Here is a 23,928-nt window from a genome sequence, read left to right as displayed (position 1 = left end):
ATTATTAAATTAGTTTTTAAAACCGTTTTAATAATTACATTTAAACAGTTTTGCTTTAATTTGTCAATGATAATGTTAAAATATTATTAATCTAATAACATTTTATCTATCGTAGCTACTAAAATAACTTGCTTAGGTCCATTATTGGAGTTACTCTACCTCCATTTCAATCAATATTTACAGCAGTCATATTCTTAATAGAATTATTAACTTGTATAGTGTTACTTATAGAAAAAATCTCAAAAATAGTACCCCTATTCACAATTAGGAGATACTATTTTTAGTTAATCTTAATCTTGTTTATTTTATTTCTATTTATAAACTGAATAAATTTCTCTACTTCAAATTTATTTAATTCTAAATAGTTTTTAATCATACTTCCATTTATTCCTTTACCCAATAACTATTACAATCATTTGTTCTTTCAATAAATCCATATTCTATTAACTCTCTTCTTATAGTTGCATAATCTTCATATATCCTTTTCAAAACTCTATTAATCTCTTTTTCTGAATAAGTCTTTCCTTTTGAAAAATTCTTAACTATCTCTTCTAATATAATAATTTTCTTTTTTGCTTTAGACGGATAACTCTTTAATGCTCCTTCATCATTCATATAAATTTTTATGATATCTTCTTTTTCCTTATCCGTAATATTATATCTATCATCTAAAGTTGTTGCTGTTTTATGAGCATCACATATAACCTCTTTTTCTAACTTACTAATTTTTTCATTAGTATTTTTTGAAAGTAGCTCCATCAAAGCTAAAAATATTTTTGCTTGCTTTTCTTTTTGTCTTAGTTTGTAACGATGATTTCTGATAGTTGATTGAGCAACTCCAAGTTTTATAGCAACCTCCTTATCAGATAATCCTTGAGACATAAGAGTTAATACTTCTCTTTGTATATCTGACAATCCTGTAAAAACAGAATTCATTTCCAATAAATACCCCAGCATTGAACCATGATTTATTTCTATATGAAATTCAGCAGTCCTCTTCGCGTCATATAATTCTGAATTTATTTTATATATACGTCCTTTTTGAAATACTTCTTCACAAATTATACATTTATATTCTTGTTCATTCTCTATAAAACCATTTCTTAACTCTTCTATTGTGGCACTCCAAAATAATTTATTTGATTGTATATCCATAAAACTCAATTCCTTTCAATATTATTTATTTTCTTTTTTAATTATATATAATTTACAAACATTTGTCTACATATATGCAAACATAAATTTATTTTGTTTATTATTATAAATTATAATTAAATTTTAATAAAACTCCTTAATAATATAATAAAAATAACCCCTAGATAATACATGTCTATATTATCTAGGGGTTCATATTTAAGTAAAACCTATACTTTCGTATATCTAAATTCAACAAAAATCGCCCTTACTTATGATACGGTTCTCCATAACTACCCCAAATGAGGTTTTTCCACTTTATCCTTCTGGAGTATTATAAAACTAGTCCTCAACGGCTATATATACATCCATATAGCAAATACCATCCTTCTCATATACCTTTTCAAAACAATGTATGATATCTTTACCTTTCTTATGTTTATAACAATTTACTTCCATATATATCATAAGTGTCTTATATGCATTTGGAATAAGAGAAAATGGTTCAATAAAAGGTTCCTTAATAGTAATAATTGCATAGTGTTGTTCTTTTTGAGTTATAACTTCTAAGTTATTATTCCCTATTTCAGAATTTAGAGGTAAAATACATGCTGCCTCATATCCATGCATATTATACACATTGGTTTGTTCCTGTGATACATATGGAAAATCCCATCCTATTATTTCTGGTTGATTAATTCCATTACTATTAGCCCAATCTTTTATGTGTTTTATAGCATCATCTTCCGGCTCTACACTTATTACTGCATATTTAACAAAAGCAAATGAGGTTACTTCCTCTACTCTAAGATTTGAATAAGCTTCATTAATCATATTTATATCTTCCCTAACTAATTTATCCATAGAGCATGAAAAAAGTTTACATAGTTCTATTACCTTATCCATTTCAGGATATGTGCCATCAAGTTCCCACTTCGAAACAGTTTGACGAGAAACTCCCATTTTCCCTGCCAACTCTTCTTGAGTCATCCCCTTATGCATTTTTCTTAAAAATTGAATATTTTGTCCAAAACTCATTTTATATACCCTCCTTTATATTCCGATAAACTTATTATAACGAAAAGTAGGCTTATCCTTACACCAACCTTTAATTTCTTTTATATCATTTTTAGCAACTTAAAGTTGCAAATTCTATCATTTAGAATTAGTTATCTAAATGAAAAACTTTATGCCACATTTAATGGAAAATAAATGGCGTGAATTATCATAAAAATATCTTCATTTTGTAATTCATATACTCATTACTCTTTCTTTTAACTTTTTAATTCTAACTTGTACTTTATCCGCTTCCAAACTAATTGATTTGGTTTTATTAATACATGGATCTCATAACTCCATTTAAAAATTCCTATAAAAATTACATTTTGAATTATCATGTGTACATTTATATAAATGAATTTCTTTGAAATAACCAAAGAAAGCCGAAGATTTGCTCTACGGCTTTCACCCAAAAAGGTTATTATATGCTACTTTAATCTGTTTTCTTTTTATTTTAACCTTACCATTAATTATACTCCTAAATTCTATACAAGTATCACTTATAAACTACTTTAGCCCTGTATTCATAAGCAATTTTCCAATCATTTTATCTATTGAAATTTCCCTATTTCCCATCATAGTTTTAACTGCATTCATTAGAACACGCACATCGTATTGGCCCTCATAAACTGGAATAACTTGCTTATCAAGTTTAAGTAATCCATAAACTGCCATCATCGCAGAACGAACAGAATATTCTACACTAATATTCTCTACTCATCCAAGAACTCCATTATAACCTGTGCAACTTTCTTAGGATTAGAGATCATAACTGGATGACCACCATCATTAAATAAATACATTTGCCCATCATTAATTTGTTCAAGTATCTTGGAATACGTATTTTCACAAATAGATCCAATAAATTCATCCTTTTTACTAGCAATCAATAGTGCCTTTGTATTTAATAATTTTAAAGATTTATGGAAAAATTTTTTTACTTTTATAGCATGTTCACATACAGCATTAGTATCATTATCTACAACTTGTTCCCAATCTTCTCCATGACAAAATGAATAAAAAAGCCTTGCTCCCTTATCTTGTTTTGACATTTCCCTTTGTTCCTGTAATTTATTAGTAAATTGAGCATTTGCAATTTCTCCCTCAAAACTATCCGCAACTACACATTTTACTAAATCAGGTCTTTCTAATGCTACATTTAGTGCAACTAAAGCACCACCACTACTTCCAATAATCTTCACTTTTTTATACTTTAAATTCTCCAATAACGCTATAACTTGCATAGCCTCATCAAACCACAAATCTACAGGAAATTTATCTATTCTTTCTGATTGTCCTTGCCCTAAAAAGTCTATTAACACTATCTTGTATCTAGTTTGATATAAATTTATTACAGATTGAAACATTTTTGATGATGCAGTATTTCCATGTAATAATAGTAATGGTTCACCAGCTCCAATTTCTTCATAGTATACATTTCTCTCTTTATATTTGAAGTATGCCATTTTTTTCTCCTTTAACTTTATATTTTTTATTACTAAGTAATATTATTTTATCATTGTATAAATTCTTATAATACCTCACACTTTTTTATGAATAAAAAATGTGCCATAATTTTTATGGCACATAATTCTTACTTCTTATTTTTTTCTTGTCTAATAATGCGTTGAATACTTTTTTCCACTAAATAATACTTTTCCGATAACTGTTTAATGCTTATTCCATTCTTGTATTCCTTATAAATACAAAAGTTTCTACGATCAATATATTGTTTAGTCTCTGTATTCTCCCCCCATGATTTCTTGTTACAATATTTTCTAGGAATATATATGTATTCACCATCTATATATTTTTGTACTTCGTCTAGTAACTCTGTTGGTAATATCTCATTTGCATTTTTATAGCCCATTATGCTCCTCCTAATCACTTAATCATAGGATTAGCAAAGGCCATTACATTTGTTATTCTAATTATAATATGCAATAGCCTTTGCTATGCATATATCCAAATCCCCATATTCTCTGTACCTTCTTTCTATAAAGTTTACTATTATTAATTAATTTAAATTATTATATCATATTTTCTGTATAATTTATTACTGACAATTAGATTTATTTAATAACATAGGTTATTTTTTATTACAATTCTCCTTTATACATTGCATAAATACTTTATAATTCAATTAATTATAACTTCTTATACCTTTTTCTATTTTATAGGAATATAAATATCAATTTCTGATAAATGATTATTTGCACCTTTAAATCGTTCATCATATAATTCAAAATCATCTCTCATATTAAGCTCTATCTTAGAAAATGGAATCCATGTACCCCAAATATACTCATAAGTTTCCTGTAACTTCTCTACACTTCCTTTATGAGTAAATACTACATATTTCCCCTTTGGAATGACTTTAGATATCATTTCATCTGGTATATATTCAAACGATGTAACTTCTACACCAACAATTTCACTGTATGCTACATTTTTACCAAATTGATTATTAGACCTATCATTTTCACAAATTCCATAATATTTAAGTGGTTCAGCCTTATTTATTATTTTTGAACTATTTTTATTAAAAGCATTCCATAAGTCAGGCAATAAATTATTTTTCAGTGAAGTCCTTCCTTTTATACCTATAACCTTAACTTCAGGTATAACTTTAATTACTGGCTGAATGGTAATATTATTCAAAATATGCTTTAATCTTTCATTATCTATATATTTCTTATTGCCCTTAAGTACATCAATTCTATTTCTTCTATATTCAGTGGGAGTAGCATCATATATTTTTTTAAATGATCTTGCAAATGCTTCTGGTGATTTAAATTGAAAATCTAATGCTATATCTATAATTTTTTTATCTGTATATATTAAATCTTGTGCTGCTTTTGTAATTCTTCTTTTTCGTATATAATTTCCAATAGTCTCACCTAACAATCCTTCAAATAAACGAGTGAAATGATAGTAAGAATAACCAATTGACTTAGCTACATCCTCTGTTTTTAAATCTTCATTCAAGTTTTCTTCAATGTACATAATTGCTTTTTCTAATGATTTAATATAATCCATAATATCTTACAAAATCCTTTCTTGATTATATACTTCAAATCACTCCAATGCTTAACCTTCTTTTTTAACTTCTTATATCAATTCATAGAAATCTTTTGGTGCTTTATCTTTTATAATTTTTACTGGATACTCTGAATATTTTTTATTATTGCCTATTTTAAAAGTATGCCATTCATTCAAAGCTGTAGATCCAAAACATACATCTACAGTACCATCATTTAAATCAAATACCATTCCCCTTAATGTTCCGAAAAAATCTTCATAATAATGACAACATAATCCTTCTGGATAGATGGTAGATAACAATGACTTAAGATTATCCTGTGAAACTATTTCTATATTATTTAAATATTTATTGATTAAGCCATATCGTACTACTGAGTTTTTCATACTTTTAGGCTCATATTTCTTTAATTCCTCTAAATGAACATGATTTGTAGAGCATAGAAACTGTTCTTTGGTATTAGCTGAGATACTTTTAATTGCTTTTTTACCATCAAGGCTTTCAATTAAAGCTGCATTTCCCATTTTGTCAGCAACCATAAGATTTATATTATATGCTATTGGTACACTTTGCATATATTTTATAGCTTCATTGACATCTTTACAATTTTCTAATATTGATCTTATAACTGCCCAAAATTGTAATCCAATAATTGCAGGCTTTCTACTCCACTCAAAATCACTAACTGGTAAACCTGCTGAAGTTTGACTAACTCCAAGTCCACATTCATTCATGCCATCCCCTCTACCAAATTGAATCATGGATGTACCTATATGAGCATATTTCCCTTTAATTCTTGTAGTACATAAAATAAGTTCTTCCATCTCATCATTAAACTCATAATTTCTAGCTAATAACACATGATTGTTTTTAGTCTTTTGAGGCAATACAACCATTTGGCTACATCCTGGTTTAAGATATGACATTATATAATATATTGCTTGAAATTTATCAAGTCCCAATACATCTGTAAATCCTTCAATTTCTTCATTAATTCCTGGACAATATTCATCAAACATTTCTATAATTTGTATTTCTTCCTCTTTTGAGAAAGGAGATTTTTGAATTTTTTGCATATCTACAAACTGTGGCACAGCTTTCATTCTTTCTCCTAATAATTTACCCACTTCATAATTTGTACCTTCTAATTCATAATAACAAGCTTTTAAGTTTTTCATAAATACATTTCTCCTTTTATTATTTTGTAATATAAGGCTATCATTTTGAGAAAATGTATTCCTGATATTTTCTGCTATTTACATCAAATCAAATAATTTTTATTTTTTATTACATTTAAAAAATATCCTACTAAAAAATGTGCCACCTAAAACAAATTAGGTAGCACATTCTATGTTATGACATTTTCTCTTTTCTAAAATAATCCTTTGTATGGTTTTTGGTGATAAATAATACTTATCTGAAAGAGATTGTGTACACATTCCTTTTAAATAATCTTCATATATACTTGCATTCCTTTTCAAAAGTTCATTTTTGCTATTGGTTAATTCACCCCATGCAATTTTATTTTCTTCTTTCTTCGGTATATAAATATATTCACCATCAACATAGTTTTGAATTATTTCTAATATTTCATTAGGGAAAATATCCCTTGCATTTACATAGCTCATTTTATGCTCCTCCTAAATATAATTTTACTTTAGGATTAGCAAAGGCTATTTTTATATTTTATTAATTAACCACCCTTATGCAATAGCCTCTGCTATGCATAAATAATATATCTTCTCATAAAACTATGCTCCTCTCTTAACTACGCTTATACAAATTTTATCAAAATTGACCCATAATAACAATAGATACTTTATAATTAATATAATAATAGCTCATACTATGGCCTCTAAAACTTTTATATTCTCTACTACCTTTAAAACATGTATTTCCATTCCATCTCTTACTTTTATATTTAATGAATTTTTATCATTTTTAATAAAAATTAATCCTTTTTTATGCATATTTTTTATTTTGCTTCTTGAAATTCCAAGTTTATCACTTAAAAGCTTATCTACTCTCAATTCTATTGGATACTTACAAACAATTTCAATAACAAGTTCATTTTCACTTATATAATATGTTTCTAAATTCTTTTGTATTAATTTATAATTTATATCTTCTAAAATAACCTCAGCTTTATTTTTATTATATATACTTAAATTAAAAGCATATTCTCTAGCTAATTCTTTGTCATTAGAAAGAAATTTTTCATACTCATATTTATTAATATTACCAGGCTTTATTCTATCATATATTGTCATATTCCAAGTTGATTTACATTTTTCGCATTGATAAATCAGCCAAATATCAATATTGTTTTTATTTGCGTTTACTCTGAATTTTTCACTATTTATATAATGTGTTTTTTCATTACATTTAGGACAATTTCTTTTTACTATTGGTAAGTTTTCAGGAACTAATTCCCATTGATATTTTTTTAAATAGCTCATTTTGCTCCTCCTAGTCATTCAATTTTTAGGATTTGCAAAGGCTATTTCATCACCTTCTTATAATAATGCAATAGCCTCTGCTATGCATTAAAAATATCTCTTGTCATAAATAATTCCTCCAATCTTTTTTCTATATATATTTTATCAACTCCACATATTACATAGAACCTCATTCTTATTTCATAAATAAAAATGAGCCAATATGCTAAAAATCATATTGGTTCAATGCTTTACATAATATCTCAATATTATTTTCCACCCTTCCTACTTGTTCTTAAAAATGGATATTATAAAGGAGTTTATTTAATCTACTTATCATAATGCTGCCTTATAATTTTAAGTGCGATTTCTTTAGCCTTAGGTCCAGATACCTGACTACTGTTCTTATCATTTAAATGAATTGCAAAGAAATATTTTTGGGTATCTTTCTCAATCATTCCTACAAACCAACCATTGTCCTTATTTCCAGTACCTGTTTTACCGTAAATAGAAATATGATCATTTTTATCCACTAACATTATATCTTTAAGAATTGCAATATTTTTTTCTGAATATTCTGTATTGCCATTAAAAATATTTGCTAAAACTTCTACTTGCTCTTTGGGTGAAATTTTTAGAGATGACTCTAACCAAAAACCATTTAAATCAGATAGTGGATTAATATTTCCTCCTTTCCATTGGCTTATATCACAGTTCCCATATTTAATTTTTTTAAGTGCTTTTTGCATATTATCTTTTCCAATTTTGTCTATAACTTTTCTAAAATACCAAACACATGATGTTTGAAAAGCCTCTTTTAAGTTCAAATCTTTATTCCAAGCTTTTATAGGATAAGAAGTTCCATCATAATTCATTTTTGAATCGATAGAGGTTATTACCCCTTTCTCAAGTCCAACTAATGTGGCTATTATTTTAAATGTTGAGCAAGGAGATACCTGTTTTTCACATAATTGTTCATTATAAAATCGATATTCTTTCATATCACTATTATAGAAAACAGCGCATCCATCAATACCATTAAAAAACTCCTTATAATTAGCAGCTTTCTTTGATGTAGATGTGTTCTCTACTACAGCATTTTCCTTTGACATTGTATCCTTATTTTTCATAACAACCGAAGATGTTGATTCTTTTTTATCTTTAGCTGATTGCTGATTTACATTATTATTTATATTACTGCATCCAATCATATAAATACATATCGTACAAACAGAAGCAATTTCTACAATTTTTTTCATTATAATTCCTTCTTCCAAATCAATATAAGTTGTATAGCCATTATTGCATCTCAATATTTTACTATTTTTCATTTATTTTATTATACTGTATGTAAATTGAAACATCAAACAAATTGTAAAAGCATTTTTAAAAGTATTTTTAAATGGTTATTCTACTCGTAAAGAATTTAAAAACGTGCAAAATCATAGGATGTGTAATTAAAACGCCTTGATTTTACCCCAATATTTAAGATTATAATAAGCTTAAATATTGGGGTTCACTTTCAAAACTTTTAATAAAATATGATATTATAAAATAAATCATATTCTAATTTTAATAAAATAATGTCTATTAAAACATACGGGAGGGGCACTAAATATGAATAATTATTTTAGTATAGGAGAGATGTCCAAACTTCATAAAATAAGCATACAAACATTAAGATATTACGATCAAATAGATTTATTTAAACCACTACATGTAAATAAAGAAAACTGCTATAGATATTATTCAATTAGCCAATTTTCTCAACTAGATTTGATTAAATATCTAAAATGTCTAGGTATGCCACTAAAAGAAATAAAAGTTAAGTTAAATGGTAATAATGAAGAAATGTTGCAACTACTAGATAATAAAATAGATATAGTCAATTCAAAAATAAGAGAACTAGAGATTATAAAAAAAGTTTTAACTAAAAAAAAGGAGACAATTGAAAATGGCCTAAAAGAGAATGAAATTGGAAGAATCTCAAGAAAATATTTTCAAACAAGAAGTATTCTTTCTGTAGACTATGAAAAAGAACTAAGTTATGAACGAACACTGGAACTTGCTAGACGTAAAATTGCCAATATGATGGAAGAAAATTTATCTATTTTTTATGGTGGTGTAAGTGGATTAATTAATACAAACGATTTCTTAAATAATGAAAAAGTACATTATAAAAAAAGTTTTGTAATAATAGAAAAAAATATATTTAATACTAAACTTAAACCATATATAAGCGAAATTCCTTCTGGAGAATTCATTTGTATGTCTTATAAAGGATCCTATAAAAATAATTATAAACACATAAAAAAACTCATGGATTATATAGAATATAAAAGAATCCCTGTAGAACAATATATATATGAAATTTGTATAATAGATCCATTGTCCGCTACCAGTGAAGATGATCTTTTAACGGAATTACAAATTAAAGTAAAAAAAAGAGATATAGATTTAAGGTGCCTAGTATAAAACTAAATATATATTTTACATAAAAAGCAAATATAATATTTGCTCTTTTTTTGTTCAAATATATCAATACTATATAGTTACTATAGTGTTTTACTTAGTTTTACAATGGAATTATATATATTCGCATATAAAAAATAGATAATTTTTATCAATTAAAGTATTGACACTATAGTAACTATATACTTTATTATATTTACATACACAAAATAATGTATGAGTTTGTACATTTAAAATATAAATAAATCCTTACACAATAAGAAAACGTTGTTAATAATTTTAATTATAGGAGGAAGATATGAGTAATAATTCAAATTATGATTTAGAAACTAAAATAATTCATTGGGGTCATAAACCAGACCCAACAACAGGAGCACTTAGTTCACCTATATACCAAACAGCCACCTTTGCTGCGAAAACAGTAGAGCATTTTGAGGAACTATGTCAAACTTGGGGGTACGTTTATTCTAGAGAATGTAATCCAACTTTAACTGAGTTAGAATCAAAATTAGCTATGTTAGAAGGTGGAGAAAGTGCTATTGTTAGTGCTTCTGGAATGGGAGCTATAGCTTCTACTATATTAGCTTTAGTAAAGAGTGGAGATCATGTAATAAGTTCAGATGGAATATTCTCTCACACAAAAATACTTATAAGTGAATTACTATCTAAATTTGATGTAGATATCACATTTGTACAAGCTCAAAATTCAGAAAATGTAAAAAAAGCATTAAAACCAAATACAAAACTGGTTTACATAGAAAGCCCTCTTAATCCCTCACTGGATATGGTAGATATAAAAAAAATAGCTGAATTAGCACATGAAAATAAAAGTTTACTCATAGTAGACGGCACTTTTGCTACACCCATAATACAACAACCTATAAAATTGGGTGCAGATTTAGTAGTTCATAGTTTAACGAAATTTATAAACGGACATGGAGATACATTAGGTGGTGCTGTAATCGGTTCAAAGGAATTAATAGAGCTAGTAAGATGGCCTAGTTTATGCTGTTTTACAGGAGCAGCGTTACATCCTATAAGTGCATGGATGATATTAAGAGGAATAAACACTTTAGATATGAGAGTAAGAAAACATTGTGACAATGCTTTACAATTAGCTGAATTTTTAAGTGAAAATGATAATATTGAATTTGTAAAGTATCCGGCTCTAAAATCACATTTACAATATGACCTCTGTAAAAAACAAATGAACGGACTTGGTGGCGGAATAGTAACCTTTAAACTTAAAGATGGAATAAACGGAGTAATCAGAGATAAAGCTAGCAGAGATTTAATAAATTCTTTAGAATTAGCTACAATAGCAACTAGTTTAGGAGAACAACATACATTGATTCAAATGAATGGTGATAATTTAATAAGAGTAGCTGTCGGTTTAGAGTCAGCTCAAGATATAATAAATGATTTTAAACAAGCTCTATCTAAAATAAATAATACCCTACGTACTTATTAATGGAGGATTAAACAAGGTGAAAAAAAACAAAAATTTAAAAAGATTTTTAATAATATTTATATTAGCATTTGGAACAACCGCTATGTATAGTTTACCCTATATGAAATCATCATTTTATGATCCAATGCAACAATCATTACACTTAACTCACACTCAAATTGGTAACTTATTAAGTTTATACGGAATGATAGGAATGATATCTTACTTTGTAGGTGGTTGGTTTGCTGATAAATTTTCTGTTAAGAAATTAATAACATTTTCATTAGTCTCTTCTGGTGCACTAGGTTTTTATTTTGCAACATTGCCATCATATAATATGCTACTTCTAACATTTATATTATGGGGATTTACAACTATTTTAACCTTTTTCTCAGCATCTATTAAAGTTGTCAGAATGCAAGGTAGCCAATCAGAGCAAGGAAGAATATTCGGTTTTTATGAAGGTTTATCAGGTATAGCTGGTACAATAATATCATTTATAGGCTTGTATTTGTTTGGTAAATTCACACAAATAACAGTTGGATTTAAATATGTTATATGGTTATATTCAGCTTCTTCTATAATATGCGGTATATTATTATTTTTCTTAATTGAAGAAAATAAAGATGATACTACATCTGAAAATGCATTAAATTTTAAATCTATGGCGAAAATAATTGCTATGCCTAAAGCTTGGCTAATAGGTATTATAATCTTTTCAACATACTTAGTATTTTCAAGCTTAACCTACTTAAGTCCCTACTTATCAAAGGTATATGTAATGCCTATTACATTAGTTTCAGCTTTATCTATAATAAGAACCTATGTTATCAAAATGGGAGCATCTCCTATTGCTGGTATACTTACTGATAAAATAGGTTCATCTATAAAAGTTATGTTTGTAGGATTTATACTAACAGCCATAAGTGTTGGAACTTATTTAATAATCCCTAAAGCTAATACTTTTATATGGATTGCTGTTATAAATATGTTAGTATTAACATCAATATTATGTGGATTTAGAGGTATATATTTTGCCTCAGTCTCTGAATCAAACATACCAATAGAAATAACAGGCGCTATCGTTGGATTTGCCTCTTTAGTAGGTTTTTCACCAGATGCGTTCTATTACACACTAGCAGGAAATTGGTTGGATAAATACGGTCAAAAAGGATATAACTATATATTTATACTTTCATTAATGGCGGCAATATTAGGAGTTTTTGCAACTTATCTATTAAATAAAATAAATAAAAAAGAAAAAAACAGCAATTAATAATGACTAAATAACTTAAATATGATTTTGAAATTCTAATAAACCAGAACTCTATTTACTTAATCAATTAATTAAATAGAGTTTTAATTATTAGGAGCACATACATATATATATATTAATTTATATATTAGATTATCTATAATTTATTTTTGCTTATAGATTATAGCATATCTTAAACTCTATATAAATAATACAGGAGACTATTTATGAATTTAAAAACTAGTGTTAGAAATATAAAAGCAAGAAAATCAATACTAATACCTATGTCTATAATATTCTTAGCAATAATAATTATGGGTATATTTGAGCCCCAAAACTTATATAACATACAAAATAAAATAGTAACTATAGCATTTAATAATTTTGGATGGTTATTTCAAGTAACTGCAGTAATGTTTACATGTATATGTATATGGTTAACTATGTCTAAATACGGAAATATAAAACTTGGTGGTTCAGATGCTAAGCCTATTTTAAGCTATTGGAATTGGTTTACTATATCACTTACATCAGGAATAGGTACAGGGATATTATTTTGGGGAATTGCTGAACCTGTAACACATTTTATTAACCCTCCTCAAATTGGTGGAACCATTAAATCTGGTAGTGAAGCAGCAGCAATGCTAGCAATGAATATATCTTTTACACATTGGACATTCATACCCTATGCAATGTACGCTACATCAGGTGTAAGTATAGCTTTTGCTGTTTTTAATATGAAGTTACCATGTAGAGTTAGTTCTGTATTGTATATACTTAGAAATAAACCAGTCAATAAATTTATAGAATCTATGATAGATAATATATGTTTATTTGCTATAGCTGGTGGTGTTGCAGCTGTACTTGGTGTTGGAACAATGCAAATCAGCACAGGACTAAATTTAATTTTAGGAACTCCTAATACAAAATCAACATGGATAATTGTAGTTTTTATTATTGTAATCACATATATAATTTCTAGTATAACCGGATTAGAGAAAGGTATTAAATGGATTGCTGATAAAAACACCAAATTATATATAGGGCTCTTAATCTTTATATTTATATTTGGTCCAACAACCTTTATTTTTTCATTAGGAACTCAGTCTATTGGATATTCATTGGATCATTTGTTTTCCGTATCCACATATCTTAGCCCTATAGATGGTTCAAAGTGGTCTAGATGGTGGCCTATATATTATTGGGCAATATGGTTAGCATATTCTCCTTTGATGGGAATGTTTTTTGCCATAATAAGCAAAGGAAGAACAATAAGAGAGTTTATGATTATGAATTTTATAATCCCATCTATATTCGGTGTTTTTTGGTTTATTATATTCGGCGGCGCATCCATTCACCAACAAATTAGTGGAACAGGTCTTTGGCAAACTATGCAATCAGTAGGTACAGAGGCTGCCTTATTTGCATTTATAAAAAATTATCCATTTTACGCCATAACCTCTCTATTCTTTATCATAGCTATATTCATCTCTATAGTAACTATGTGTGATACTATGACAACTACTATTTCTACATTATCTACAGACACAAAAGAAGCAGATGAAAAAAACGTTCCTTCTCGAATAAAAATGTTTTGGGGAATTTCAATGGCGTTTATAGCTATTATAAATTTAATTTCCTCTGGAGACACTATAAGCGGTATAGATTCAACTAAACAATTAGCTACAGTTGCAGGATTTCCTATATTATTTTTCATGTTAATACTAGCATTTTGCGGTATTAAAATGATTATAAACAACCCAAAATATGATTTAACGAATTGTAATGAGATTGAAGATAAAAAACTTCAATAATTATATTTTAAATTTAGAATATGTTAAAGAAATGTATTGATAATATGCAATTTTTTAAGGGAACTCATTAAAGAGTTCCCTTAATACACATTTTAATAAAAAAGTAAAACAACTATTTTCAAATAATATCCTAATGAAATTCCTGTGGAGCAAAGCACATTCTTTAAGCCTATAGCATACCATAATGTTATAGTTCTATGAAAGGAATGATTAATTAATATGTATAATACTCGTAAAGCATATCCATGTCCTTATTTAGTTAACATGTATAATGCTTATAGAGGATATCCATCTCCTCACTACATTAATACACCGATATACAATCCATACTTTCCTACTGAATATATTCCTTTTACTGATGAAGATGAAATGGAGTATTATTCAAGATGCGATTCTTTCGAACCCGAAAGAAGTGATGCTTCAATTCAGTTAAAAGATTATGGTCCAAAACCTTTTGTAATTAATATTACGGAAGCAACTAAGCTAAACAATAATTATCGTACTGCTTTATGGACAGGAAAGCATTTACAGCTTACCTTAATGAGCATAAAAGTTGGAGAAGACATAGGTTTAGAAGTTCATCCACATCTTGATCAATTCCTACGTATTGAAGAAGGTCAAGGGATTGTTAAAATGGGTAATAGTAAATATAATTTGGATTTTCAAAGAAGAGTCTCAGATGATTTTGCAATAATCATACCTGCTGGTACATGGCACAATGTAGTCAACACTGGTAATACCCCACTTAAATTGTACTCTATTTATGCACCACCTCAACATCCATATGGCACGGTTCAGGAAACCAAAGCAATTGCAGAAGCTGCTGAAAAAAACCAAAGAGATTAATGTAAAAATTATCAAATAGATTCTATAAAATTCACCTTAGTAGATTGATTAAATTTCCTGAAGTTTATGTACTTAAAGGCTCAGTATAAAATTATGTATAAATAAATGTGATAGCTTAGTATTTAAGTTATCACATTTTTTAAATTTTTCTTTTATCTTTACACAAAATAAATGTAACACTCAATATTAAGATTCCATAATCTATATATGATATAAATTTTAATAAGGATGGCGAAAAATGAAAAATTTTTTATCCTTCAAAGGCACTATCACTACAATTAGAGATTTTTATACAGGAGAAAATACTGAATCAATAGGATGTTATAAATTAATGTCCGTGGAAAATGAAGATGGTAATTTAGTAAATTTCGTTGTATCACCAAATACTTACTTTGTAGATCATGTAACCATGGTACCAGGAGATATGGTAATTGGATTTTATGATGGTAATGCACCTGTTCCACTTATTTTCCCACCACAATATAATGCCATTGTAATGGCAAGGTATACACCCTATCAAAATGTAAAAGTAGATTTTTTCAATAATGAATTAGTTAGTAGCGATAATACATTGAAATTAAATATTGCCCCATGTACTGAGATACTACTTGAAAATAATCAATCTTTTATACAAAATCCTTCAAATCGATATCTAATTGTTGTGTACGGGCCTACCACAAAGAGTATCCCAGCTCAAACTGTACCATATCAAATCATAGTTATGTGTTAATAAAAAAATGAATAAGATTTTCACCTATACTATCTTACACTACTATTTTAAAATATATAGGTGAAAATCTTATCCATTCTATTAACTTTAATACAAAAGAATTTATTCTAAGAAAATTTATTTTCTACATAAATAGCTATAACTTTTTAGTAATCAATATAGCATTTAGGTAAAGCCTTTTTTAATGCTTGTTTGTCTAAATCACTTAATTGATTCCCCTCTAAAAAGAAGTATCTCAATTTACTTAAATTTTTAAATCCATCTATATCTTTTATATCCTTAATTTTATTAACACTTAAGTCAATATTTTGTAAGTTAGTTAATCCTTTTAATGCACTTATATCCTTAATTATATTACACCTTAAAGAAAGACTTTTTAGATTAGTTAATGTCTTTAATCCACTTATATCCTCAATTTGATTACTATCTAAAATAAGCGTTTCTATATTAGTTAATTCTTTTAAAGCACTTACATCTTTAATTTTGTTCCAGGTTAAATTAAGAACTTTTAGATTGGTTAATTCTTTCACTTGTGATACTAATACACTCATATCTTTAATTTTAATATCATCTAAATTAAGCGATTCTAAGTTAGTTAATCCTTTTAAGGCATTCATATCCTTAATTTCATTCCAACTTAAATCAAGTTTTTTTAAATTAGTTAATCCTTTTAATCCACTCATATCTTTAATTTCAGTCCCATGTAAATTAAGCTCTTGTAAATTAATTAACCCTTTTAAGTCATTTACATTATCAGTTTTATTATCACTTAAATTAAGATTTTCTAACTTAGTTAGTCCTTTTAATGCACTTATATCCTTGAGTGGATTAGAATGTAAACTAAGTTCTTTTAGATTAGTTAATTTTTTCAATGCACTTATATCCTTAATTTTATTAACATCCAAAATAAGAGTTTGTAAATTTGTTAATCCTTGCAAAGGAGTTATATCTTTAATTTCATTAAGGACTAAATTAAGTTCTTTTAGATTAGTTAATCCTTTTAATGCGCTTATGTCATTAATCTTATTACTATATAAATTAAGATTTTTTAGGCTAGTTAATCCTTGTAAGTCATTTATATTCTTAACTTTATTATAAGTCAAGTTAAGATTTTCTAACTTAGTTAGTCCTTTTAATACACTTATATCCTCAATTTCATTGGAACTTAAATTAATATTTTTTAAATTAGTTAATCCTCTCAGCACATTTAATGTACGTATATCCTTAATTTCATTATCACTTAAATCAATCTTTTCTAACTTAGTTAATTCTTTCAATACACTTATATTCTTAATTTTAGTCCAACTTAAATTAAGCTCTTTTAAATTAACTAATCCTTTTAATGCACTTATGTCATTAAGTTTATTACCAGTTAGGTTGAGATTTTTTAGATTAACTAATCCTTGTAAAGCACTTATATCCTTAATTTCACTAGATTCTAAATTAAGATTTTCTAACTTAGTTAATCCTTTCAATACACTTATATCATTAATTTTAGTAGCACTTAAATTAAGATTTTTTAAGTTAATTAATCCTTTTAATGCACTTATGTCATTAATTTTATTACAATCTAAAATAAGAGTTTGTAAATTGGCTATTCCTTTTAAGGCACTTATATCATTGATTTTATTTTCTTTTAAATTAAGCTTTTCTAACTTAATTAACCCTTTTAAAGCGCTTATGTCATTAAGTTTATTACCAGTTAAATTAAGGTTTTTTAGATTGGTCAATCCTTTTAATGAATTTATATCATTAATTTTATTCTCTTTTAAACTAAGATTTTTTAAATTAATTAATCCTTCTAAAGCACTTATATCACTGACTTCATTACGTAAAGTCAACCTATTTTCTAATTCATTATCCAAATTAATATTTTCTAAATTAATAAGTCCTTTTAATGGACTTATATCATCAATTTGGTTATCACTTAAATCAAGATTTTTTAGATTAATCAATTTCTCAATTCCATGTATACTTTTTATATTTTGATTTTTTGCATTTAAATCAGTTATTTTTTCAACATCACTTTTATAAATGTTTCCTCCTTGCTTGTTTATGGCCTTTCTTACAACTCGTTCCAAATTTTTATCTTTAAATGTTACTATTGAATTATTATCTTTGATACTAAAATGTATTTTTTGCTCCTTGTTTAATACCTTACCTTTGGTAGAATGTACTTTAGCTTTAACATTTAATGTATAACTTTCTCCTTTTATATATCCATTTTGTGGAGCTGTCACTATAAGTGTTTTTCCATCTTGTCCTAACTTAACACCTACCTTTACAGCAGTGCCTTTACTATCTGTTACAACTATATCTTCTTTAGTTACATCATTAAATTCGATATCTTCTGTAAATTTAATTGCCCAATTTTTATTAGAATCTACTGTTTGATTATCTATAAAATTTGCTGCTTTTACATTAGGAGTCATTAATAAAAAGCTACTTAAAAAAGTTGCTATTAAAAGCTTATTTTTCATTTTGTATTTCCCCCTTATTATCATTAATCAAGCTTACTATATTTAATTCATTAATAACAAAACACTTAATACTTTTGTATGTTTTGTTTCCTATAAAATGAGTACTCTAAACCTTCCCCCCCCCTTCTCTGTAAATAATATTCTAAATATTCTAATAAAAACTCGTTACTCCCAATTATACCATACTATCCCTGAAATGTAATATTCATTTACATATTTGGGTAATTAATTTATATATTCTCTTTATTTTGTATCCTATAGTTATGAACATTTTCTATAAAATAACTGAGGGCTTTAGGATCATTACTATAAAAATAACTTTAACAGACTGGAAATTATTTTCCAGTCTGTTGTGCTCTAAAGAATTCATCTAACAGTTTCACCCCTTCCTGATCCATAGGACGACTCCACAGAAGTTTTCTATGCTCTATAAACAGAAGATAGGTGCAACTTTTATAAATCAATTTTTAATTTTTCTTATTTTCCAAGCTTCCATCCTACAGACTTTTCACGCCTACTGATAAAGTCTGAATATATTCCACCTTCATTTAAAAGCTCTTGGTGTTTACCACGTTGAACAATTTTACCATTCTCTACAACCAAAATCTGATTAGCATTTTGAACGGTTTTAAGTCTATGCGCAATCATGATAATAGTTTTATTTTTTGTTAATTCCTCAATGGCTATCTGCAATTGCATTTCATTCTCAGGATCTACGTTAGCAGTAGCTTCATCAAGAATAATTATAGGTGCATCCTTTAGGATTGCACGAGCTATGGAAATTCTCTGACGCTCTCCACCTGAAATAGTTGAACCACTTTCACTAATTACTGTATCATATCCATTAGGTAACGCCATTATAAAATCATCACAACATGCCTTTTTTGCTGCCTTCCGAATTTCTTCAAGAGTCGCCTCTGGTTTACCAAACTTAATATTGTTTGCAATAGTATCATTAAAAAGATATACATTTTGAAACACCATACTAAAATTTAAAAGTAAACTATCTAAGGTGTAATTCTTTATATCAATACCACCAAGAGTAATATTTCCTCTATCCACATCCCAAAATCTTGTAATTAAATTACAAAGAGTAGTCTTACCTCCTCCTGAAGGACCGATAATAGCCGTTGTTGTACCTTGTTTAATAGTAAAACTTACATCGTCAATAATCTTTCGTTTATCATAAGAAAAACTTATGTGCTCACCCTTTATAGTGTAGTTATTAGGTTTAATTATTTTTCCTTCCTTATCCATTATAGGAGTTTCATTAATTGCATTTACCCTATCCATAGAAAGATCTATTGAGCGAAGTAACGCTGACATACTGCCTGCAGTTTCAAGCTGTGTGTAAATAATAAATGCAGAAATCATCATCATGAGGCAAATAGAAAGTTCCATTGTTCCAGCAAGATAAAAACTAATTGAAGCAATTACTATAAGTACACTAACCCATTTAAGAAGCACAGTTTGTAAAAACATAAAAGGTATAAAAGTTACTTCTAAACTAACATTTTGCTTTTCACATTCGTTAATAGAACGATCTATGGTCTTATTAGCATTACTTGCTAGATTAAAAGATCTAACAACACTCATACCTTGCACATATTCTAAAATAGCCCCAACTAATGAAGCTTGTGCTGCCACACGTGCTGGAGATACTCCTTGAGATTTTTTTTGCATCATATTATTTACTGCAAGGAATAAAAGAATTCCTCCAAGTATAATCAATCCCATACGCCAATCAAAAAATAAAAGCATAATTGTTATAACTATTGCATGGACAAGTCCATGAATTGTTTTGTCCATAACACGAGGCGCTACATCTTGTATATCCTCCATGGTACTTGTAACAGTAGCTGTAATAGCACCTAAACTGTTATCATTAAAATATCCCATAGGCATATACTTCATTCGATCACCTATTTGTGTTCTCTTATCAGCACACATAAAAAAGCTACCTTTGGTTTCAGCCATAGTTGACATATTCTTTGTAACAATACCACCTACAGTACTTATTAGCATAATTCCAAAAGATGTCCACGCAGTGCCTACTGTTACATTCTTATCTACAATTCCCTGTAACACCACATAAAGTGCCATAATTTGCATTGCTTGAAAAAATGAATTGATAATTGCCATTACAATTCCTTTTTTAATTGTTCTTTTTCTTTCTCCTGAAAAGACAAAGAATTTTTTAATAATTTCAGACATAACAATCCCTCCTAAGCAACATCTTTTGAGCTGATATGAGCTTGCCACATATTATTATATAAAGAACATCTATTAATAAGTTCTTCGTGTTTACCCTGAGCTATAATATTCCCTTTTTCAATTACTACTATTTTATCTGAGTCTATAATAGTAAATAACCTATGGGCAATAACAATCAAGGTTTTACCCTCTGTCAACTTACTAATTGATGCTTGAATAACTGCCTCATTTTCAGGATCTGTATACGCAGTTGCCTCATCCAAAATAACAATAGGTGCATTCTTAAGCATTGCACGAGCTATAGAAATCCTTTGACGCTCTCCACCGGAAAGATGACTTCCTGCACCGCCTGCAACAGTTTCATAACCATTTTCCAAAGACATAATAAAATCATGACAACCTGATTTTTTTGCAGCCTCTTTCACCTCATTATCTGTTGCCTTTGGATCGCCCATACGAATATTTTCTAAAACCGATTGGTCAAATAAATAATTATCCTGTGCCACATAAGCAATTTTCTCCATAAGCTGGTGGGCAGGAATATCCTTAACATCTACATTTCCTATAGTTACATTTCCAGACGTTACATCCCAAAAAGATGCTATCAGCTTTGCCATAGTACTCTTACCACCACCTGAGGGACCTACAAAAGCTGTAACACTACCTGCGGGAATTGTAAGATTTACACCATGTAAAATTTCAGTTTTTCCATATCCAAATCGAACATTATTTAATACAATCTCTGTTCCATTGAGTCTTACATTTTCTATTGGTCGAATTTGCTCTGGTTCGTCAAGAATACTTCCTATATCCTCCATGATACTTCCTATCTTTGCAATATCATCTGTAAAATACATAGCTGATAATAAAGGGGAACTAATTCCTAATGCCAAAATCATAATTGTAATAAAGGTTGCCCCATCTAGTGTTCCATTCATATAAAAAATGCATCCTATAGGTAGAACTCCAATTAATACAGCAGGCCATATACCAATACCCATAGCAAAATATATCTGGCATTTTTTCATCCAGTCAAGACCATAGTTTGCATTTGCCTTTACTGCATTAGAAAATTTTTCATATGAGGTTGCTGATTGACCAAATGCCTTAATTACCTCAATACCATTTATATATTCTACAGCAGTAGCATTCATATGTTTTCCAACTCTCATATATTCTTTAAAATTAGTTTCATAATCCTTCATCATTCCCATGTAGCAAATAGCACCAATAGGTAAAGTGATAAGAGAAACAAGAGCCATTCTCCAATCTAATGTAAACAGATAAATAATTATTCCTACAGGAATTAAAAGATTAGATGTCATCTCTGGAAGAACATGTGCAAGTGTTGGCTCAATACTATCTACTTTTTCTACCATAGTATTTTTAATTTTCCCTGATGGAGTATCTAACACATAGCCCATAGGTACACGAGTAAGTTTTGAGGCAATTCTGCGACGAACCTCAGATATTACAGCAAAAGTTGCCTTGTGTGAGGTTGTAGTAGATAAATTATGGAATAGTGCTTTAAAGAAAAATCCTGCTGCTGATACTCCACACCACATAAGATAATAAGTAAAATCGCCACCTCCTTGTATCAGCTTTACAAGCATTTTTGATACAGCAAAGTAAGGAATCATATTAAAAGCAACTCCCAGAATCGCCAATATGACTGATAAAATATACTTTTCCTTATGAGGAGCAGCATATTCTTTTAAACGGGAAAAACCATTTTTCTTTTTTGTTTGTTCCATATTAACTCTCTCCTTTTCAATAATATTTTTAGTTGACTTTTTTAAATTTATATATTCCTATTGATGTATAATCAAATCCAGAATTTACACCATGAGTTGACTTTTCATGTATTTATCTATTATCTATTGTTCTGGTTAGTCGCAGCTAACCTATTGGCAAAAAAATTGAAGCTTAAAGCCTCAAAATTTTTTGCCATCCTGCAACAAAAAACTCGTGCAATGTATATACATACTGCGTTGCTCTTACTTTAGGCATATCATGGACAACTATCTCAAACAATCCTGAAAACATAGCATTTGATAGTATATGTACCAAATCTTCATCTATATGCAAATAGCTATCACCTGTGCTTTTAATCATATCAATAAAGCTATAGGTGGATGCTGTCTCTATTTCTACGATTTTGTCAATATAGTTTTCATATTCTGTTCCCGAGGAACAACATAAAATCAACTTAAAAGCATCAAAATTATCATAAATATGTTCTATAGTCCAATCCATTCCTTCTTGAGAAGCGTCACCAAGATGATTAATTTGCTCTACTATAGAAAGTTCTTTGAACTTTTGTAATATTGAAAAATAATAATTTAAAAGTTCCTGCGCAGGTTTTTCTACCAAAGCACAAAACAAAGCTTCCTTATTAGTGTAATACCCATAAAAAGCACCTAGAGTAAAACCAGCTTTTTTGACAATATCACGCAAAGAAGCATTTTTAAAACCTTTTTCCAGAAATTCTCGTTTACCAACTTCAAGAAGTTTTTTTTGTGTTTCCGTTAAACTTTGCATATGTACGCTCCTTTTGTCTATGTTATATATCGCCGATATATAACAATGCTATATATCACTGATATATATAGATTACTATTTTTTGTTTTATTTGTCAATACATTCTTCACAAAAATTACAACTCCTAAATTACTAATCCCTTATGCACATTTTTATATCAACTCTACCTTCATGAACTATATATAATTTATAAAAAGTTTTCAGGTTTTAACCTTCTACAAAATCATCATTTATTAAACTTTGCTTATATTACAATTCCTGAATAATACGGTATTTTAATTACCTAGATTTCGTACAAATATAAAAATTATATTTTCATATAATCACCTGTTAATATTATTCAATATATTCCATAGTCGCCCAGATTTTTAGGCGGAGCCTTCTGGAATAATTTCACAGAATTAAATTTGACAACACTAAAGAAAAGTAAAAGTCCATTTACTGTTTTGGAT

20 protein-coding genes are annotated in these 23,928 nt (G+C 28.0%); 6 read left to right on the top strand and 14 right to left on the bottom strand.

Annotation, left to right across the window (positions count from 1 at the left end):
• Nucleotides 1–384: 384 nt before the first annotated feature.
• The 10 genes from OW729_RS15885 to OW729_RS15840 all read right to left on the bottom strand — a co-directional run bounded on the left by OW729_RS15885 (nt 385) and on the right by OW729_RS15840 (nt 8,933).
• On the bottom strand, nt 385–1,155 hold the full coding sequence (locus tag OW729_RS15885) for a DUF2087 domain-containing protein (RefSeq protein WP_268062539.1): 771 nt from the start codon (nt 1,153–1,155) through the stop codon (nt 385–387).
• Nucleotides 1,156–1,476: 321 nt separating this feature from the next.
• On the bottom strand, nt 1,477–2,172 hold the full coding sequence (locus OW729_RS15880) for a helix-turn-helix domain-containing protein (protein WP_268062538.1): 696 nt from the start codon (nt 2,170–2,172) through the stop codon (nt 1,477–1,479).
• Between the two features lie 528 nt (nt 2,173–2,700).
• Nucleotides 2,701–2,871, bottom strand: a complete 171-nt coding sequence (locus OW729_RS15875; protein WP_268062537.1) for a hypothetical protein — start codon at nt 2,869–2,871, stop codon at nt 2,701–2,703.
• Between the two features lie 35 nt (nt 2,872–2,906).
• A complete protein-coding gene (locus OW729_RS15870; protein ID WP_268062536.1) occupies nt 2,907–3,659 on the bottom strand; it encodes an alpha/beta fold hydrolase in 753 nt (250 codons plus the stop codon).
• 128 nt (nt 3,660–3,787) lie between these two features.
• Entirely contained in the window at nt 3,788–4,063 is a 276-nt protein-coding gene (locus OW729_RS15865) for a CD3324 family protein (protein WP_268062535.1), read from the bottom strand.
• A 299-nt stretch (nt 4,064–4,362) separates the two neighbouring features.
• The gene (locus tag OW729_RS15860; protein ID WP_268062534.1) at nt 4,363–5,232 is read right to left on the bottom strand and encodes an AraC family transcriptional regulator; all 870 of its coding nucleotides are present in this window, start codon (nt 5,230–5,232) and stop codon (nt 4,363–4,365) included.
• Nucleotides 5,233–5,304: 72 nt separating this feature from the next.
• The gene (locus OW729_RS15855) at nt 5,305–6,414 is read right to left on the bottom strand and encodes a C45 family autoproteolytic acyltransferase/hydolase (protein WP_268062533.1); all 1,110 of its coding nucleotides are present in this window, start codon (nt 6,412–6,414) and stop codon (nt 5,305–5,307) included.
• A gap of 156 nt (nt 6,415–6,570) precedes the next feature.
• Complete coding sequence (locus OW729_RS15850) at nt 6,571–6,864, bottom strand: CD3324 family protein (RefSeq protein WP_268062532.1); 294 nt, start codon at nt 6,862–6,864, stop codon at nt 6,571–6,573.
• Nucleotides 6,865–7,077: 213 nt separating this feature from the next.
• Nucleotides 7,078–7,695: a DUF1062 domain-containing protein gene (locus tag OW729_RS15845; RefSeq protein ID WP_268062531.1), complete on the bottom strand. Its 618-nt coding sequence runs from the start codon at nt 7,693–7,695 to the stop codon at nt 7,078–7,080.
• 308 nt (nt 7,696–8,003) lie between these two features.
• Complete coding sequence (locus OW729_RS15840; protein WP_268062530.1) at nt 8,004–8,933, bottom strand: penicillin-binding transpeptidase domain-containing protein; 930 nt, start codon at nt 8,931–8,933, stop codon at nt 8,004–8,006.
• Nucleotides 8,934–9,291: 358 nt separating this feature from the next.
• On the opposite strand from OW729_RS15840, the gene OW729_RS15835 reads away from it, so the two are divergent.
• From OW729_RS15835 to OW729_RS15810, 6 genes are all read left to right on the top strand, one after another.
• Nucleotides 9,292–10,149 carry a MerR family transcriptional regulator gene (locus tag OW729_RS15835; protein WP_268062529.1) on the top strand — a complete coding sequence of 286 codons (858 nt, stop codon included), beginning with the start codon at nt 9,292–9,294 and terminating at the stop codon, nt 10,147–10,149.
• Nucleotides 10,150–10,444: 295 nt separating this feature from the next.
• Entirely contained in the window at nt 10,445–11,617 is a 1,173-nt protein-coding gene (locus tag OW729_RS15830) for a trans-sulfuration enzyme family protein (RefSeq protein WP_268062528.1), read from the top strand.
• A 16-nt stretch (nt 11,618–11,633) separates the two neighbouring features.
• Entirely contained in the window at nt 11,634–12,872 is a 1,239-nt protein-coding gene (locus OW729_RS15825) for an MFS transporter (protein WP_268062527.1), read from the top strand.
• Between the two features lie 206 nt (nt 12,873–13,078).
• Nucleotides 13,079–14,665 carry a BCCT family transporter gene (locus tag OW729_RS15820; protein ID WP_268062526.1) on the top strand — a complete coding sequence of 529 codons (1,587 nt, stop codon included), beginning with the start codon at nt 13,079–13,081 and terminating at the stop codon, nt 14,663–14,665.
• Between the two features lie 219 nt (nt 14,666–14,884).
• Nucleotides 14,885–15,511 carry a cupin domain-containing protein gene (locus OW729_RS15815; protein WP_268062525.1) on the top strand — a complete coding sequence of 209 codons (627 nt, stop codon included), beginning with the start codon at nt 14,885–14,887 and terminating at the stop codon, nt 15,509–15,511.
• A 238-nt stretch (nt 15,512–15,749) separates the two neighbouring features.
• A complete protein-coding gene (locus OW729_RS15810; RefSeq protein ID WP_268062524.1) occupies nt 15,750–16,241 on the top strand; it encodes a hypothetical protein in 492 nt (163 codons plus the stop codon).
• A gap of 146 nt (nt 16,242–16,387) precedes the next feature.
• Here OW729_RS15810 and OW729_RS15805 read toward each other — a convergent pair whose 3' ends face one another.
• From OW729_RS15805 to OW729_RS15790, 4 genes are all read right to left on the bottom strand, one after another.
• Nucleotides 16,388–18,721 carry a leucine-rich repeat domain-containing protein gene (locus OW729_RS15805; RefSeq protein ID WP_268062523.1) on the bottom strand — a complete coding sequence of 778 codons (2,334 nt, stop codon included), beginning with the start codon at nt 18,719–18,721 and terminating at the stop codon, nt 16,388–16,390.
• Between the two features lie 477 nt (nt 18,722–19,198).
• Nucleotides 19,199–20,935 carry an ABC transporter ATP-binding protein gene (locus OW729_RS15800; RefSeq protein ID WP_268062522.1) on the bottom strand — a complete coding sequence of 579 codons (1,737 nt, stop codon included), beginning with the start codon at nt 20,933–20,935 and terminating at the stop codon, nt 19,199–19,201.
• A gap of 11 nt (nt 20,936–20,946) precedes the next feature.
• A complete protein-coding gene (locus OW729_RS15795) occupies nt 20,947–22,689 on the bottom strand; it encodes an ABC transporter ATP-binding protein (protein WP_268062521.1) in 1,743 nt (580 codons plus the stop codon).
• A 172-nt stretch (nt 22,690–22,861) separates the two neighbouring features.
• A complete protein-coding gene (locus OW729_RS15790; RefSeq protein WP_268062520.1) occupies nt 22,862–23,476 on the bottom strand; it encodes a TetR/AcrR family transcriptional regulator in 615 nt (204 codons plus the stop codon).
• Between the last annotated feature and the right edge of the window lie 452 nt (nt 23,477–23,928).

This window comes from Clostridium brassicae (genome assembly GCF_026738875.1).
Classification (GTDB): Bacteria; Bacillota; Clostridia; order Clostridiales; family Clostridiaceae; genus Clostridium_H; species Clostridium_H brassicae.
Note: the sequence above shows the minus strand (reverse complement) of the source record. Positions and strands in the feature narration are given on the sequence as shown.

What these genes read in the sequence shown, in the direction of transcription:
- OW729_RS15885 (WP_268062539.1), bottom strand. Translation starts at nt 1,155, where the DNA reads ATGGATATACAATCAAATAAATTATTTTGGAGTGCCACAATAGAAGAG.
- OW729_RS15880 (WP_268062538.1), bottom strand. Translation starts at nt 2,172, where the DNA reads ATGAGTTTTGGACAAAATATTCAATTTTTAAGAAAAATGCATAAGGGG.
- OW729_RS15875 (WP_268062537.1), bottom strand. Translation starts at nt 2,871, where the DNA reads ATGATGGCAGTTTATGGATTACTTAAACTTGATAAGCAAGTTATTCCA.
- OW729_RS15870 (WP_268062536.1), bottom strand. Translation starts at nt 3,659, where the DNA reads ATGGCATACTTCAAATATAAAGAGAGAAATGTATACTATGAAGAAATT.
- OW729_RS15865 (WP_268062535.1), bottom strand. Translation starts at nt 4,063, where the DNA reads ATGGGCTATAAAAATGCAAATGAGATATTACCAACAGAGTTACTAGAC.
- OW729_RS15860 (WP_268062534.1), bottom strand. Translation starts at nt 5,232, where the DNA reads ATGGATTATATTAAATCATTAGAAAAAGCAATTATGTACATTGAAGAA.
- OW729_RS15855 (WP_268062533.1), bottom strand. Translation starts at nt 6,414, where the DNA reads ATGAAAAACTTAAAAGCTTGTTATTATGAATTAGAAGGTACAAATTAT.
- OW729_RS15850 (WP_268062532.1), bottom strand. Translation starts at nt 6,864, where the DNA reads ATGAGCTATGTAAATGCAAGGGATATTTTCCCTAATGAAATATTAGAA.
- OW729_RS15845 (WP_268062531.1), bottom strand. Translation starts at nt 7,695, where the DNA reads ATGAGCTATTTAAAAAAATATCAATGGGAATTAGTTCCTGAAAACTTA.
- OW729_RS15840 (WP_268062530.1), bottom strand. Translation starts at nt 8,933, where the DNA reads ATGAAAAAAATTGTAGAAATTGCTTCTGTTTGTACGATATGTATTTAT.
- OW729_RS15835 (WP_268062529.1), top strand. Translation starts at nt 9,292, where the DNA reads ATGAATAATTATTTTAGTATAGGAGAGATGTCCAAACTTCATAAAATA.
- OW729_RS15830 (WP_268062528.1), top strand. Translation starts at nt 10,445, where the DNA reads ATGAGTAATAATTCAAATTATGATTTAGAAACTAAAATAATTCATTGG.
- OW729_RS15820 (WP_268062526.1), top strand. Translation starts at nt 13,079, where the DNA reads ATGAATTTAAAAACTAGTGTTAGAAATATAAAAGCAAGAAAATCAATA.
- OW729_RS15815 (WP_268062525.1), top strand. Translation starts at nt 14,885, where the DNA reads ATGTATAATACTCGTAAAGCATATCCATGTCCTTATTTAGTTAACATG.
- OW729_RS15810 (WP_268062524.1), top strand. Translation starts at nt 15,750, where the DNA reads ATGAAAAATTTTTTATCCTTCAAAGGCACTATCACTACAATTAGAGAT.
- OW729_RS15805 (WP_268062523.1), bottom strand. Translation starts at nt 18,721, where the DNA reads ATGAAAAATAAGCTTTTAATAGCAACTTTTTTAAGTAGCTTTTTATTA.
- OW729_RS15800 (WP_268062522.1), bottom strand. Translation starts at nt 20,935, where the DNA reads ATGTCTGAAATTATTAAAAAATTCTTTGTCTTTTCAGGAGAAAGAAAA.
- OW729_RS15795 (WP_268062521.1), bottom strand. Translation starts at nt 22,689, where the DNA reads ATGGAACAAACAAAAAAGAAAAATGGTTTTTCCCGTTTAAAAGAATAT.
- OW729_RS15790 (WP_268062520.1), bottom strand. Translation starts at nt 23,476, where the DNA reads ATGCAAAGTTTAACGGAAACACAAAAAAAACTTCTTGAAGTTGGTAAA.